Below are 14,619 nucleotides of genomic sequence, written 5' to 3'. Positions count from 1 at the left end.
CTCGTTTGCCACTATCCTAAGGTTAAAGCTAAGTTTAAGGTCAATAGCCTATCTTGGGATTTATTCGCTTGAGCTTAAACTGCACCAAGTGATGCCATAAGAATAAAGAAAGTAGTTGGGATGTGGTGACTCATTTAGGCTAAATCCACAGCCAGCAAAGTGGTGGCCAAAAGAGGGGGCCGTTATTGTTTTCGATGTGAGGCTTTCAGTGATCGGGTTATTTGGACTTTGGCTGCGATTGAGTGGGTAAAATATCCCAACCGAATTGAGACATCACCCGCTGCGCATTGGTTTGGCAGTCCATATCTTGGGGTTTAGCCTCAATTTCGGTTAAGACCTCCAATAATTTGGCTTTGTTGAGTGCGATTTTTCGCTCGATTTCTTCGAGATCGTTGACCTTTTGTCTTAGCGTAGTGAGTAAATGTTGATGATCCCAGTTGGCCAGATCGGCTGGCAGTAATAACCGCAGTTCATCGAGGCTAAATCCCGCCTGTTGTCCCGTAGTGATCATCTCGAGCGCCATCACAGCCTCAGGCGGATAACTGCGGTAACCATTCGCTTGACGTTTCACCGCTTTGAGTAAACCAATGCGTTCGTAGAATCGGATCCGCGACGCCGCAAGTCCAGTCTTTTGGGATAATTCACCAATATTCATCTTGATATCACTTTTTTGCTGATGTTAATCGTGACCATGGGCATTTTGCCTCATTCTACTCTTTGCTGACTCATCTCAATGAGTCGACTATAGGTGCGGCGAAACTCAAAACTGAGGGCGCCGCCTTGGTAGAGTTCGCTCAATGGCACGTCGCAGCTTAAATATAAGTTCACCCCTTGGTCGTATAACTCATCGATAAGGCTGATAAAACGCCGTGCGGGGTCGTCGTTAGCGGCGTAGGACAGTTGCCGCTCTCCCGTAGCGGCCGCTTGATTGTCGCCTGTGCCATCTTCAGTGCCGCGGGCGCGGATCCAACCTTTTACTTCGCCCCCGAGTCTGGGCACATTGCTCAGCATTAACACCTTAAATCGGCTCGCAATTTCAATATAGTCGAGTTGCGAGCGCGGGCCATCGCACAGAGCATGAAAATCAAACCAGGCGACCGAAGGCTGCTGGCCTTCAGCTGTGGCGCGCACGACGGGAATATCTCGCTGACAGACGCGCAGTGTATTGGCTTCAAGCACGGGGGCGCCATGCGTCAGCGCCGTAAAAATGGCCTCGAAATCCAGTGTGCCAGTCAGGCCAATATTCTTTGAGGTGGCGGCAATGGCCTCTGCCGACGGCTCGTGATTCAAGGCGTGCAACCTATGGTCTTGCTCGCCATTCAAATGCAGCATTTGGGTATGGGCCAGGAGCAGAGCAATGCAGGGCAAAAATCTGTGTCTGGCGAGGCCATTTTCATATAAGCGTTCGATAGGAATATTGGATGTGGCGACTAGCACCACCCCTTGGGCAAACAAGGTTTCAAACAAACCGGCGAGGATCATGGCATCCCCTATGTCAGAGACAAAAAACTCATCGAAACAGAGTAGCTTGCACTCCTGAGCTAGATTTTTTGCAATCAGCTTAAGCGGATCGCGCTGCCCTGCATGTTCTTTTAAGGCTTGGTGCGCCCGCGCCATAAAGCGATGAAAGTGCAGCCTGAGCTTTCCCTGTTGTGGCAGGGCATCGAAGAACAAATCCATAAGAAAGGTTTTACCCCGGCCGACATCGCCCCACAGATATAAGCCCTTGAGTGGCTGAGCGCCTGTTCGACCAATAATCTGCTGATACAGCTTATCTAAGGCGAGTACCGCCTGTGTCTGTGCGGGATCCTCAATTAGCTCGGCGCCGATTTTGGCCTGATAAATGGCCAGAGGTGATTGAGGGGCGGTTACCGTTGTGAGCGGGTTTAAGACCATGGAATTTGTCATCAATTGAGTCTGTGTTATCCCTTTGCGGCAGCAAGCTTTGGCTTATTTCGTGTGAGGTGTTAAGCCTAAATCTGCTGAAAAACCTTGCCAGCCTAACACAGTTAAGCAGCGGACTAAAATCTTACCTAAAACCGACTCAAGTCAAATATCAAAGGAATCCAATGCTTTATTCTTCAGGCATTTTCACTTAACATCTTTTTCACAAAAATAATGAGATGGAATTAAACCTATGGGTAGCAAAGGTAATGGTGTTACTTTTATCAGTGCCTCCACCTCCATTGAGGGCGAGATGCAACTGGCGGGCACGGCATTAGTTGCGGGGAAATTAGCGGGGAATATCCGCTGCGCGGGACAGATTAAGATCGAGCTTGGTGGCGAAGTCTCGGGTGAGCTCTGCTGTGATGAACTGAAAGTCTGCGGAGTTTTTCGCGGCAAGGTGCGTTGCAATAAATTAGTGATTGTCAGCTCTGGCACGGTCGAGGGCGAAGTGCTTAGCCACCAATTAGAAATTTATGAGGGCGGGCAATTTATCGGTCAGCGCATTATCGGCCAAGAGTTGGAACATTTACCCGAGCTATTACAAACCTTAGCGCCAGAGGGCGCAGCTAAAAATACCAACACCGCTCAGACTAACGCCTTGTATGCTCGGGATAATCAGCCGGGGGCGCGCAAATGGTTACCCTATGGCGCCGCGGCCGCAGCCATTATTGTGCTGGTCAGTGTCATAACACCCGTAAAGTTAACCACTTGGCTAAGCACCTTTGGTCAACCAGCGGCCATTACAGCAAATACTGCGCAGGGGGATGCCCTGAATAGTGAAACTCTGCTGCCATCACCCGTGAAAGATGACTCGCTCGCCAAGGATAGCGGTGCCGCAAGCGATAACGACACGCAAACGGCTTCAGCCATGGCATTGGATAGCCACGATGGCAGCAATCCAGAACACCCAAGCGAAGGGCATCCTAATATGGAGTCTGGCGTCGCCATGGAAGACTTAGCGCAAATGGAGCAAGGCCATGCCCAGATGTTACAACAGGGCACGGCGAGCGATGTTCCTAGCGGTAAACTCTAAAAATTAATCGTTTACTTTGACCACCTCTAGCTGCCAGCCCGGCAGCTTGTGGGTGAGGTCGGCCGTTATCCTATCGACATCCCCCCGTAAAATCACCAGAGGTTCGCCGCTAAAGGCTTGCTGGGTTAATTGCTGCAGCTGTGCTGGCGTGAGGTCCTGCAGCTTAGCGTTCATCGCTTGGTTTGACTGGGGATCTAATCCCAACACGAGTTGATGAATAAACTGAGTTTCGCGCTGGCTGGGATTGTCTTGGGTTAACAGCGCTTCGCCAATCAAATAGGTTTTAAGGGCGGCAATTTCCCCTTCGCTCGCTGGCGTCGAGGCTAGCAGCTTTAGATGATCTAAGATCCCCACCACAAAGGCGCCCGTGTGCTCTATTGCCGTACTGCCATAAAACTTAATGCTGGTGGCGAGTGGCGCATTAGCGCATTGGCCGTAAATGCCATAGGTTAAGCCGCGCTGTTCGCGCAAGTCGTAATAGAGCCGGCCCGAAAAGCTGCGCCCCAAGATGGCGGCTAAACTGCGGCAAGCGAGTGGAATATCTTGTGCTGATAAGTGTTTATCGTCGAGGGCATAACCGATCCGTACCTGAGTTTGTACACTCCCCGGCGCATCAATCAGATAGATAGTGTGGGACTGCTTTATCGACGACGTCGCTCTGTTAAGGGATTTTGCTTTAGTTGGCACCGTGGACAAGCTTAAGTTTGTATCACTCGGCCACAGGGCGAGGCTTTGCTTTAAATCAAACTCGGCTTCTTCGATCTCTGTGCCTTCTAAAAACAGGTGCCACTTTGCTTGGGCAAACGTGCGCTGCTGCAATTGCGACAGTTCACTTAAGGTGAGTGAGTCGTACAGTGCCTGATTATTGATGCTCTGATTATAGGGATGTGCCGCCCCGAGGAGTTTGTCGCGCCAGACTTTATCAATTTCAGCGCCACTAAAGGCATTTAAGTGCTTATTGAGTTTCAATTGGCGGCGGATATTGTCGATATCGACCGCTGCCACGGCATGCTCGCTAAACGCATCGGCTTGCCAAAACTGTATCAATAGGCGGTAGAGATGATTAACTGGCATGGGGCAGGCTAGGCTCAGATTGATACTGTGCAGGGTAACGCGAGTCTCGAAGGTTTCAAGGCAGGCATCGGGTTGGTTGAGCGCCAGACTACGAGCTTTTTCCTGCAGGGCGAATTGTAAAATATCCGGATTTTCGAAGGGCATGCTGGGACTGATGGCCACTAGGCTCACCCTATTACTCAACCCTTGGCTGCTGTGTGCTCTGTGGAGCTGATAGGGGAGTGTTAGGCCATCGGGCACCACATCGATAAAAGCCGATTCTGTGGGCTGGCGGATCAGCCCCACCTCCGGTAGCTGAGTTGGGGTATCGAAGCTTGCCAAATTGGGCGCTTGGGTGGCGGTAAAGTTAAGCTGGGTCTGTTGGCAGGCCATTAGCGTGATACCGACAAGGCCAAGACTCATGGCTTTTAGGCCTTTAAGGAGAGTTGGCGCTATTGCCAATCTACTGTATGAAATCATTTTTATCATAGTACCGCGTCCTCAAGGCTATCGCTCACACCCGATGGCAGCCACTCCAGCAACGTCTTGCCAACGCGGATATACCAAGGTGGCAAGAGGTCAACCCTGACCATGTTGGTGCTAAAGTATCGCGTGGCAACCCGTTGAAGATCCTCTGTCGTTACAGAGTTAATCCGTTGCCATTGGGCCGTTAATGGATGCATTTGGTCTCGTTTCGCCGTAGCGGATAGCAGGGTGGCGAGCGATTGAGTGTTATCGAGCAGCGCTAACTGATTGTTCAGCCAAGTTTGTTTGAGTTGACACAGTTCAGCGTCGCTCAATGGTGTCTGCTGCACTTTGGTAACCACGCCTAAAATCTTTTCCGTTAAGTCATCGAGTGAGGTTTTGGCCCTAGGCACTAAGACCAGATTGGTTATGCCATGATTTTCCAGCTCAAAGGGCAGTGAATAACTCAACATTTGCGCCGGGTCGTGCTGGCTGATTTGCGCTATGGCGCTGCGGGTATTTTGGAATAAATAGCCTTCGAGCAGGCGAATAGCGGCGGCGTCGGGATGATTTTTACCTACAGTATGCCAGGCGAGCAGTAAGCCGGGCCAAGGACCACGCTTATCGATAAGCTCCGCATTTACTGGTTTAGGCGTGATTTTCAGCTCATCAAATTCGGCTATGGGCTGATTAGGTGTAGACCAAGCCTTAAAGTGTTGTGCTATAAGCGACTTGACGTCGGAGGGAAGCTTGCCGACTAAGGATAACTGCATCGCATCGGGACGATAATGAGCGCGGTGAAAGGCGATTAAACGCTCGGGACTCGCCTGAGTAATATCCTCACGGCTGCCAATAATACCGTGGCCGTAGGGCGTATCCTTCACCTGCTCTAGCAGAAAATCCATCGCACTGCGCACATAGGGCTGGTTATCTATGGTTTGCGCCATTTCTTGGAGCACGGTTTCCTGCTGATTCTTTACTGTAGTCTCGTTTAAATCGGGACGAATAAAACGATCGGCCTCGAGGAACAGCCCTAAGCCGAGGGCTTGGCTCGGCAGAGTGACGTAATAATTGGTGTAATCGAAGTGGGTGCTGGCGTTGAAACGCGCCCCAAGGGCACTTAACTGCTGGGCATAGCTGTCACCGGGCGCTTGTTCGCTGCCCTTGAAGAGCGTGTGTTCGAATAAGTGTGCATAGCCAGTTTGGCCCTTGGCCTCATTGCGCGCACCGACATTAAACTGGCTGGCAATGGTCAAAGTATGCTTATCCGCTTGCGGCAAGAGGTGCACAGTGAGGCCATTGGCTAAAGTGTAAGTCTCAATTTGCGACTCGAGTTGATACAGGCGCTCGGCGCCCGTTATCTGGCACTGCGCCTTAAGCGAAGGGCTAAGCAACGCGATAACTAGGCCGAAATAACCGCTAAGGTATGGTCTCATTTAGCATCCTATCTAAATTACCCGCTGAAGGCTTTCATCTGTGTGCTTGTGTGAGCAGCTTAACCCACTCGTCTGATTTCATCTAAATCAGTTGAATAGCATTCAGTTTTTTAAAAGAACTGCTATGATGGCACAGTTCTTTTTCTGGCATAAGTACAAGATATGGTAAGCAGATCTCCGTTCGAATCCTTTCAGTGGAAAAGCGATATTTTTAACTGTGAAAGCACTGATATCGATAATTTTTATCTACAGCTTGAGCAGGAAATGTCCCGTTTGGGGATGGTTGAGAAAAAACTCGGTGAAGTCGGCAAGTACAGCGTCAGTCTGTATCAATCTCCCGCCGCCAAGTCTGGCTTACCTTCGTTATTGATCAGCGCAGGGTTTCACGGTGAAGAATCGGCAGGCCCTTGGGGCTTACTGCACTTTTTAAGTGAGGCATCGGCCGATTTATTTGAACGGGTGAATTTGAGCATTCTGCCTCTGGTGAACCCAACCGGCTTTAAGCGTGGCCACCGATTTAACAAGTTTGGTGAAAACCCTAACCGTGGCTTTGTGTTTGAAAACGGTAAACCTAAGGCCAATGAAAGTACCTCGGTGGAAGGTAAGCTGCTGTTAGATCATGCGCAATTACTCATCGCGGCGAGCCGTGACGGTATTTTAACCTGCCATGAGGACGTGCTGAGCCGTGAGGCTTATGTGTATTCCTTCGAGCCAAGCCAAGTGCCGGGACGTTTTAGTCTCGATTTACGCGATACCTTAGGGGGCTATTTCCCTATCGCCGCCGATGGTGAGATTGATGGTTGCCCTGTTAAAGATGGCTTGATTTTCAATCACTTTGATACCTCATTTGAGGCGTGTTTAGTGCGTAGCGGCGCGCGTGTAGGTGCCTGTACCGAAACCCCTGCACTGCAAAACTTCGACCAACGTATTTTGGCAAATAGCGCGGCAATGACCCATTTCTTGGCCCTTTGCGCACCATTATGCGATTGAGCCGATAAGTTCATTTTGATTGAAACAAAAATACCCGCCTAGGCGGGTATTTTTATGGGCGTAGCGGCATCAACCGCTGCAATCTATTACTTTGCCGATTATTGATTAATAATTGTTGGCACGCCTGTACGCTCATCGAGCAGCTTTTTAATCACTGCTGAATCGGTATCGGCCTTGGCAATAAACTTAGCGATATCTTTCGGTAAGGTCAGAGAGACGGGCTCTTCTGATTCAAACTCGGCAATGGTGCGTGACAGTGGTTGGTGCACGGCTAAGTAGCGCTTACCATCTGGCTCTTCGGTCGCTTTAATCGGCTGGTTCACAAATTGTACTCGGGTACCCACTGGAACCGTTTTGAATAAGTGTTCAATGTCATCGTGGCGTAAACGTACGCAGCCTTGGCTGACACGTAAACCAATACCGAAGCTGGCGTTGGTACCATGGATGGCATACAAGTTACCAATGTAGAGCGCGTAGAGTCCCATTGGGTTATCGGGACCGGCTGGCCATACCGCAGGCAGAATTTCGCCCCTTGCGGCATATTCTTTACGAATACGTGGGGTTGGTGTCCAAGTTGGGTTAGCGCGTTTACGTTGAACACTGGTGACCCAGTTTTCAGGGGTATCTTTACCAATCTGACCAATACCGATTGGCAGCACTTCAACGGTGTTCTTACCTTTTGGATAGTAATACAGGCGCATTTCAGCAACGTTGATCACTATGCCTTCACGCGGCGCATTGGGCAGAATAAGCTGTTGAGGAATTAATAGCTTGCTGCCTGGAGTAGGTAAGAAAGGATCCACGCCAGGGTTTGCTTCCAGCAAGTTGCTTAGACCGAGTTGGAATTTAGCGGCAACATCTTCGAGGGTGTGTTTACCCTCTGGCACTGTGTAATACAGGTTCTCGCCAACTAACCGACTCTTCGAAGACGGTAAAGGGTATTCCGTTGCTAAAGCGGAAAGACTCGGAAAAACCAGAGTCAATAATAAAGCTGTGGTGCGAAGCATACTCATAAGCGGATACTACGATTCCTGTTAATAAAATAACCTGTTTTACGCGGCTTTTTCTTCCCAAAACAGGGCGGCAAATTGTCGGGCAAAGTGCACTGGCGCGCGAAGCTCGCATCCTTCCTTATTTTGGCCATTATTTCAACTGAAATATGATCCGTACGGCGTATTTATCACTTATTTTAGCCTTAAGCGTTTTGCGAGACGATGCAAATTGCCTGGGTCGAGTCCTAAGGCTCTGGCCGAGGCGGCCCAATTGCCATGATGCGCCGTGAGCACTTGCTGGATATAGTCACGCTGAAAGGTGTCGGTCGCTTGGGCTAAACTGACGCCTTCCAACGGGCGAAGCTGTGTTTCGTTTACGCTTAAACTTGTCGATGCGCTTGTTTCTAAAGGACTTTGTTTAAACGGTAAATCAAAATGTTGTGGCGCTATGGTGCAGCAGCCATCCTGTGCCGAGACTCGCGCCAGTACGGTCGCCCTGTGAATGGCGTGCTCGAGCTCGCGCACATTGCCCGGCCAGGTATATTGATTGAGCAAGATTAAGCTACTGGGACTGAAATTAAGCTGTTTCATCCCAAGCTTTTGCCTATATCGCTCGGCAAAGAATCCGCTCAACAAGGTGATGTCCTGCTCGCGCTCGCGCAGTGGCGGCACCAGCAGGGGAAACACGCTCAACCTATGGTAGAGATCGGCCCTAAAGCGGCCAGCCAGCACTTCCGTTTTCAGATCCTTATTGGTGGCGGCAATGATACGCACATCGACTTTAAGACTGCGATCATCCCCCACTTTTTGAATATCGCCATATTGTAATACCCGCAGCAACTTGGCCTGAAGCGTGAGCGGAAGCTCGCCAATCTCGTCTAGAAAGAGTGTGCCCTTATCGGCCATTTCAAACTTGCCACTGCGATGGCTAATGGCGCCGGTGAACGCGCCTTTGATATGGCCAAAGAGTTCGCTCTCGGCAACCGATTCAGGAAGCGCCGCGCAATTGAGATAGACCAAGGGTTTGTGCTGTCTCGAGGATTTTTGATGGATTGCCTGGGCGACTAATTCTTTGCCCGTTCCTGTTTCGCCTAAAATCAGTACGTTAAGGTCGCTATGGGCAACGACTTCAATCTCCCGATTCAAGCTTTGCATCTGGGGCGAGTTACCTATGATTTCAGCATCGTGGTTAAGGTTCGGGCTCTTTTCCTGCACATGGGTCGAGTGGCTATTGAGTGCCATGCGCTCCAGTTTTTCAACCAGCAGGGCATTGCTTAAGGATGCGGCGGCAATCGCACTTAAGCTGCGCAGCTCAGTATTGCTGAATTGATCGAACTGCAGGGGATTAAAGGCATCGATAGTCACGGCGCCGATAAGCTGTTCGTCGGCAAATAAGGGCAGTCCGATACAGGCATGAACCTTCAATGCCCCGGTTTGATTGGGGATCAAGCCATCGTAGGGATCGGCAAGTTCACTGTCGGCGGGAAAGCGCACTATATCCCCCGCCCGGGCAATGGCCTCAAGCCTTGGATGTTCATTCAGGATAAAGCGTCTGCCGAGCACATCCTCGTTCAAACCGTCGATAGCCAGCGGGGTAAAATAGTGTCCATGGAAGGTCAGTAGCGCTGCCGCGTCACAGTGCAGGTTAGCTCTCACCGTATCGAGCAAGCGTGAGAAGCGGTCTCTGTGGGCTAAACCAGAGGTGATATCCAGTGCGATACGGGTAAGGTCAGTTTGACTTAGGGCCATAAAAACTCCTGCAGCGAGGTTCCCCTGATTTATAGCATTGATTGTTATATTGACACAGGTTGTTTAGACACTGCTAACCGTTAATGCGGTAAGGCTATAAAAGCGTGGTAAACGATAAACGGCGCAGGCCATCACACTAAGCAACCAAGGTGCCTAAACGGCACCTTGGTCAGACAGGATTAATCGCTGTGGTTAGTGATTTGTTTGTAAGACTTCCTGTTGCACTTTGGCCGGTTTATTCAGGGCTTTTCTGATCAAATCGATTAAGAAGGCGCCCATTAAGAGACCGCCGATGCTGAAGATGACATCCCCAAACATGCGCATCCAAACCAGCCTTTCAACCAGTGGACTATGGATCACTTCTGGCGAGCGGGCGAACCAATATCCATGGTCGATGACGGCAAAAAACTGTGTAATCCCCACGGGCAATAACGACATGAACACCATAGCCGCTAGGCCAATGTTGAGGCTCCAGAAGGCGCCTTTGAGCATTTTGTCATTCCACTGAATATTGCCGGTGAGGCCCCGCAGACAGAAGAGCATCAAGCCCATGCCCAGCATACCGTACACGCCCATAAAGGCGGCGTGACCGTGGGTGGCCGTGGTGTTTAGTCCTTGAATGTAGTAGAGCGAGATAGGTGGATTGATTAAGAAGCCCAGCATACCTGCACCGACTAAGTTCCAAAACGCAGTCGCCACAAAGAACATAATCGCCCAGTGATAACGTTGCATCCAGCCACTGGCTTTGCGCAGACGGTAGGTTTCCATCGCTTCAAAACCAATTATGGCGAGGGGGACGACTTCTAAGGCGGAGAAGATGGCGCCCCAAGCGATCACTGAGGTGGGTGTGCCAGTAAAGTAGAGGTGGTGTAGGGTGCCAATCAAACCTCCTGTTAAGAAGATCACTGTTGTGAATAACACCGCACCGTTGGCACTGCGACCGCGGATTAACCCTAAACGTACCAACATCAAGGCGATAACGGCGGTGGCAAAGGTTTCGAAGAAGCCTTCAACCCACAGGTGTACAACCCACCAACGCCAATATTCTGCAATCGCTAAGTTGGCGTGTTTACCCATAAAGAGGCCGGCGCCATAGAACAAGCCAATCGCCACACAGGAGGCATAGAGTACCCAAATTACAGGGCGCATCTCGCCTTGCACTTTGAGGGCGGGTTTGATGGCGGCGGTGACTAAGGCTAGCCATATCAATAATCCGACGAGGAGTAGGATTTGCCATACTCGGCCAAGATCTATGTATTCATATCCTTGATGACCAAAGAGGAAATTCATATCGAGGTCAAAATACTGCTGCACCCCAATCCATTCGCCGGCCATCGAGCCAAGCACCACGACGACTAAGGCTACCCAGAGTACGTTAACGCCGAGACGTTGATATTTAGGTTCATAACCCGATAAGGCGGGAGCAATATACAGCCCTGTGCCTAACCAGGCCGTGGCTATCCAAAATACTGCTAATTGGGTGTGCCAAGTACGAGTCACTGAGTAGGGGAGTATTTCCGAAATAGGTAAGCCGTAAAACTCTTGGCCTTCAACCGCATAGTGGGCCGTGATCCCGCCGAGTAAAATTTGCAGTAAAAACAGACCAATTGCTGTGATGAAGTATTTGCCGACGGCTTTTTGTGAGGCGGTGGGTTTAGTGAAAAACAGCGGATCTTGCTCCGAGGGCTTGGGCAGACTTTCATGCTTGCCGCTCGCATGGTGCCAGATCAATCCGCCAATCCCCGCAATTAAGGTCACAATACTGAGTATCGACCAGACGATATTATCCGAGGTCGGTGTATTGCCTAGTTGGGGATCGAAGGGCCAGTTATTGGTGTAGGTATAGGGTGCATCCGGGCGTTCTGTGATTGCCGCCCAGGCTCCCCAAAAGAGGAACGCATTGAGTTGTTCGCGGCGCGCTAGATCGGGCACAGTGCCTTCTTTCATGGCGTATTGTTCACGAAGGCTGCTGAGTTCTGGATCGCTCCCAAACAGGGATAAATAATGCTGCTCGACCTTATCTATCGCTTCGATACGAGTGCTAGACAAGCGAATAAGCACTGTGCCATCGGCCTGTGGCTCGACGCTGTTATGGCGTAAATCTTCCCTTAAGGCTTGTTCAAGCCCGGCTTTTTGCTGGGCACTTAATTGGGTGAACGGTGTTTGATATTGCTGCTCTGCGCGAATATCGAGCCAAGCTTCGGCTTCTCTGTGTAACCAGTCGGCGGTCCAATCGGGGGCAACATAAGAGCCATGTCCCCAAACCGACCCCAGTTGATGGCCGCCCATGGAGCGCCAGACCAATTGACCTTGTTCGATATCATTTTCGCTAAACACAACCTGACCATTTGCATCGGTAAATGCAGTGGGGATCGGCGGTTTTTCCCGATAAATTTCACTGCCTATGCTCAGCAGCACAGTGAATGAAGCAATCAGCACAACTAACAGTGCGATAGCGGTGAGTTTTTGTTTGCTCATAAGTCTCCTTGATGCAACGTCATTTTGATACGTTTCACCTGCTATTGCGTAATACGTGCCAAGCCTTTTTGTTGTTGAAAATAAAGAAGAATATAAATTTCACTCTATGCTTGATTGTCTTTTTGATACTGAATATTGATTGTTGATATGACAGTGATTGTCTTTATGACATCTTTAGAGGCTTGTATGTCGATAACACAATGGAAAAGGTGATTTTATCTATGCTTTCAAGTTATTGCAGAGTTTAACTGGACTTAAGCCGACTTTTAGCGAATACAGCATATTTTTATATGGTTATCCTCGCGATTTTGGCGGTATACAGTGAGTTTATATGGAATGCTATTTTTAAATATATTGATAAATAAAGATTTTATCTTGTTTATGAGCTTGAGTTTATGTTCGGTAGGTGTTTATGGTTGTACTGGTTTTTATGTAAAAGTTAGTCAAAATGGCCTTTCACTGAGGATTTGGATGTAGATGTTTGAAATTTAATATTTAAAACTCCATTAATTTGCATTTTTTATGCTAGTATAGAAACACAAAAAATTTTCAATTGAGTCATTTTTAATCTGGGTGATTTCTTTATCGTTTAACTAAACACTCTTGTATTTAAGGAGGCATGTGTGGATGCAGATTCCATCAATAGTTTTTTTCTGATCGGTGCCTTGCTTGCCGCTGTGAGTGTTTTGTTAAGTCCCGTGTCTTCGCGCTTGGGTATCCCTATCTTATTAATTTTCCTCGCAGTAGGGATTTTAGCCGGGGAGGATGGTCCCGGCGGTATTCTGTTTGACGACTACTCAACCGCTTATCTTGTCAGTAACTTAGCCTTAGCCATTATCTTGCTCGATGGCGGTATGCGCACGCGGGTCGCGAGCTTTAGGGTGGCACTGTGGCCGGCATTGTCGCTGGCGACCTTTGGGGTCGCTATCACCACTAGTATCACGGGCGTAATGGCCGCATGGTTATTTGACTTACACTGGTTGCAAGGCTTGCTGGTGGGGGCAATTGTCGGCTCCACTGATGCGGCGGCGGTATTCTCGCTATTAAAGGGCCGTAGCCTTAACGAGCGTGTTGGCGCGACGCTGGAAATCGAATCGGGCAGTAACGACCCAATGGCGGTGTTTTTAACCGTGACCCTGATTGCCATCCTCGCTAATGTGGACGCCGAGTTATCCGTAAGCTTTATGCTGATAAGCTTTATCAAGCAGTTTGGCTTGGGGATTTTCCTCGGTCTTGGCGGCGGTTGGCTGCTGTGGAAGTTGGTGAATCTAAGCAAGCTTGCCGAAGGCTTGTATTCGATTTTAGTGCTCAGTGGCGGTCTGATGATTTATGCCGCCTCGAACAAACTCGGCGGTAGCGGCATTCTGTCGATTTATCTCGTCGGTCTTTTCCTCGGCAACAAGCCTACCCGTGGTCGCCATTCCATCCTAAACGTATTGGATGGCATGACTTGGGTTAGCCAAATCGGTATGTTCCTCGTATTAGGGCTGCTGCTCACACCGTCTGACTTGTTGGATATTTGGTTACCGGGCTTAGCGTTAGCCTTTGGGATGATCCTGTTTGCCAGACCGTTAGCCGTATGGCTCAGCTTGCTGCCCTTTAAGAGCTTTAGCAGCCGTGACCGCTGGTTTATTTCTTGGGTCGGATTGCGTGGCGCCGTGCCGATTATTTTAGCGGTATTCCCTATGATGGCGGGATTACCGGGGGCGCAGTTGTACTTTAACTTGGCATTCTTCGTGGTATTAGTGTCACTGCTAGTACAAGGGGCGTCCCTCACCACGGCGGCACGTTTAGCTAAGGTTGAGTTGCCACCTAAGCCGTTGCCGATTTCACGCTCTGGGGTTGAAATTTACCCTAGCAGCGAGTGGGAAGTGTTTGTGTACCATCTGAGTGAAAACAAATGGTGTATCGGCGAACCGCTTAAACGCCTCTCAATGCCAGATGGAACAAGGATTGCGGCGGTATTTCGCCATAATACACTGTTGCACCCATCGGGCAGTACCTGCCTCGAAGCGGGGGACATTTTGTGTGTGCTTGGGCAAGAGAAGAGCCTAGAAGCCTTAAGTAACCTCTTTAGTCAGGCACCCGAAACCAAGGAAGTGCCACGTTTCTTCGGTGACTTCTTTATCGATACCGAGGTTAAGCTGCTGGATCTGGCGCCGATTTATGGTCTGGAGTTAGATGAAGCAACCGGCGATATGACGGTCGCAGATTTAGTGGCGGCAGAATTAGGCTCGCATCCGGTACTTGGTGATCAGTTCCTATGGCAGTCACTGCATTGGGTAGTTGCAGGACTCAATGAAGGCAAAGTCACCAATGTGGGTATTCGCTTACCGGCAGAGGCTTAATCAGTGCTTAAGCCTGCTATGCAGGGCTTAACAGGAAATGATGCTTAGGGTTTCAAGCCCTCAACCCTCAACTATGCCTTAAACCGAAAGTTCTAAGATAAAAAATGCCAAGCAATTTCTTGGCATTT

The 14,619-nt window shown here is 49.7% G+C and carries 10 protein-coding genes; 3 read left to right on the top strand and 7 right to left on the bottom strand.

Annotation, left to right across the window (positions count from 1 at the left end; genetic code table 11):
• Positions 1–217 precede the first annotated feature (217 nt).
• Both B5P39_RS07400 and zapE read right to left on the bottom strand, forming a co-directional pair.
• Entirely contained in the window at positions 218–655 is a 438-nt protein-coding gene (locus B5P39_RS07400) for a MerR family transcriptional regulator (protein ID WP_088211003.1), read from the bottom strand.
• A gap of 50 nt (positions 656–705) precedes the next feature.
• Positions 706–1,908 carry a cell division protein ZapE gene (gene zapE / locus B5P39_RS07395; protein ID WP_176399877.1) on the bottom strand — a complete coding sequence of 401 codons (1,203 nt, stop codon included), beginning with the start codon at positions 1,906–1,908 and terminating at the stop codon, positions 706–708.
• Between the two features lie 229 nt (positions 1,909–2,137).
• Here zapE and B5P39_RS07390 point away from each other — a divergent pair, with 229 nt between their 5' ends.
• Entirely contained in the window at positions 2,138–2,980 is an 843-nt protein-coding gene (locus B5P39_RS07390) for a bactofilin family protein (protein ID WP_088211002.1), read from the top strand.
• A 3-nt stretch (positions 2,981–2,983) separates the two neighbouring features.
• Here the strand turns inward: B5P39_RS07390 and B5P39_RS07385 are convergent, their stop codons facing one another.
• On the bottom strand, positions 2,984–4,522 hold the full coding sequence (locus tag B5P39_RS07385; RefSeq protein ID WP_088211001.1) for a M16 family metallopeptidase: 1,539 nt from the start codon (positions 4,520–4,522) through the stop codon (positions 2,984–2,986).
• Positions 4,519–5,934 (bottom strand): M16 family metallopeptidase, encoded by a 1,416-nt coding sequence (locus tag B5P39_RS07380; RefSeq protein WP_088211000.1) that lies wholly within the window; start codon positions 5,932–5,934, stop codon positions 4,519–4,521. Before B5P39_RS07380 ends, B5P39_RS07385 begins: the two co-directional genes overlap by 4 nt.
• A gap of 162 nt (positions 5,935–6,096) precedes the next feature.
• On the opposite strand from B5P39_RS07380, the gene B5P39_RS07375 reads away from it, so the two are divergent.
• The gene (locus B5P39_RS07375) at positions 6,097–6,924 is read left to right on the top strand and encodes an N-acetyl-ornithine deacetylase (protein WP_088210999.1); all 828 of its coding nucleotides are present in this window, start codon (positions 6,097–6,099) and stop codon (positions 6,922–6,924) included.
• 98 nt (positions 6,925–7,022) lie between these two features.
• Here B5P39_RS07375 and B5P39_RS07370 read toward each other — a convergent pair whose 3' ends face one another.
• From B5P39_RS07370 to B5P39_RS07360, 3 genes are all read right to left on the bottom strand, one after another.
• Positions 7,023–7,937, bottom strand: a complete 915-nt coding sequence (locus tag B5P39_RS07370; RefSeq protein WP_088210998.1) for a L,D-transpeptidase family protein — start codon at positions 7,935–7,937, stop codon at positions 7,023–7,025.
• A 171-nt stretch (positions 7,938–8,108) separates the two neighbouring features.
• Positions 8,109–9,665, bottom strand: coding sequence for a nitric oxide reductase transcriptional regulator NorR (norR, locus tag B5P39_RS07365; protein WP_088210997.1), 1,557 nt, complete (start codon positions 9,663–9,665; stop codon positions 8,109–8,111).
• A gap of 192 nt (positions 9,666–9,857) precedes the next feature.
• A complete protein-coding gene (locus B5P39_RS07360; RefSeq protein ID WP_088210996.1) occupies positions 9,858–12,143 on the bottom strand; it encodes a nitric-oxide reductase large subunit in 2,286 nt (761 codons plus the stop codon).
• A 623-nt stretch (positions 12,144–12,766) separates the two neighbouring features.
• Here B5P39_RS07360 and B5P39_RS07355 point away from each other — a divergent pair.
• Positions 12,767–14,491 (top strand): potassium/proton antiporter, encoded by a 1,725-nt coding sequence (locus B5P39_RS07355; RefSeq protein WP_011715990.1) that lies wholly within the window; start codon positions 12,767–12,769, stop codon positions 14,489–14,491.
• Positions 14,492–14,619 lie beyond the last annotated feature (128 nt).

Origin of the sequence: Shewanella sp. Shew256 (assembly GCF_002196695.1) — a bacterium.
Lineage (GTDB): Bacteria > Pseudomonadota > Gammaproteobacteria > Enterobacterales > Shewanellaceae > Shewanella > Shewanella mangrovisoli.
This window is presented reverse-complemented; position numbering and strand designations above follow the sequence as displayed.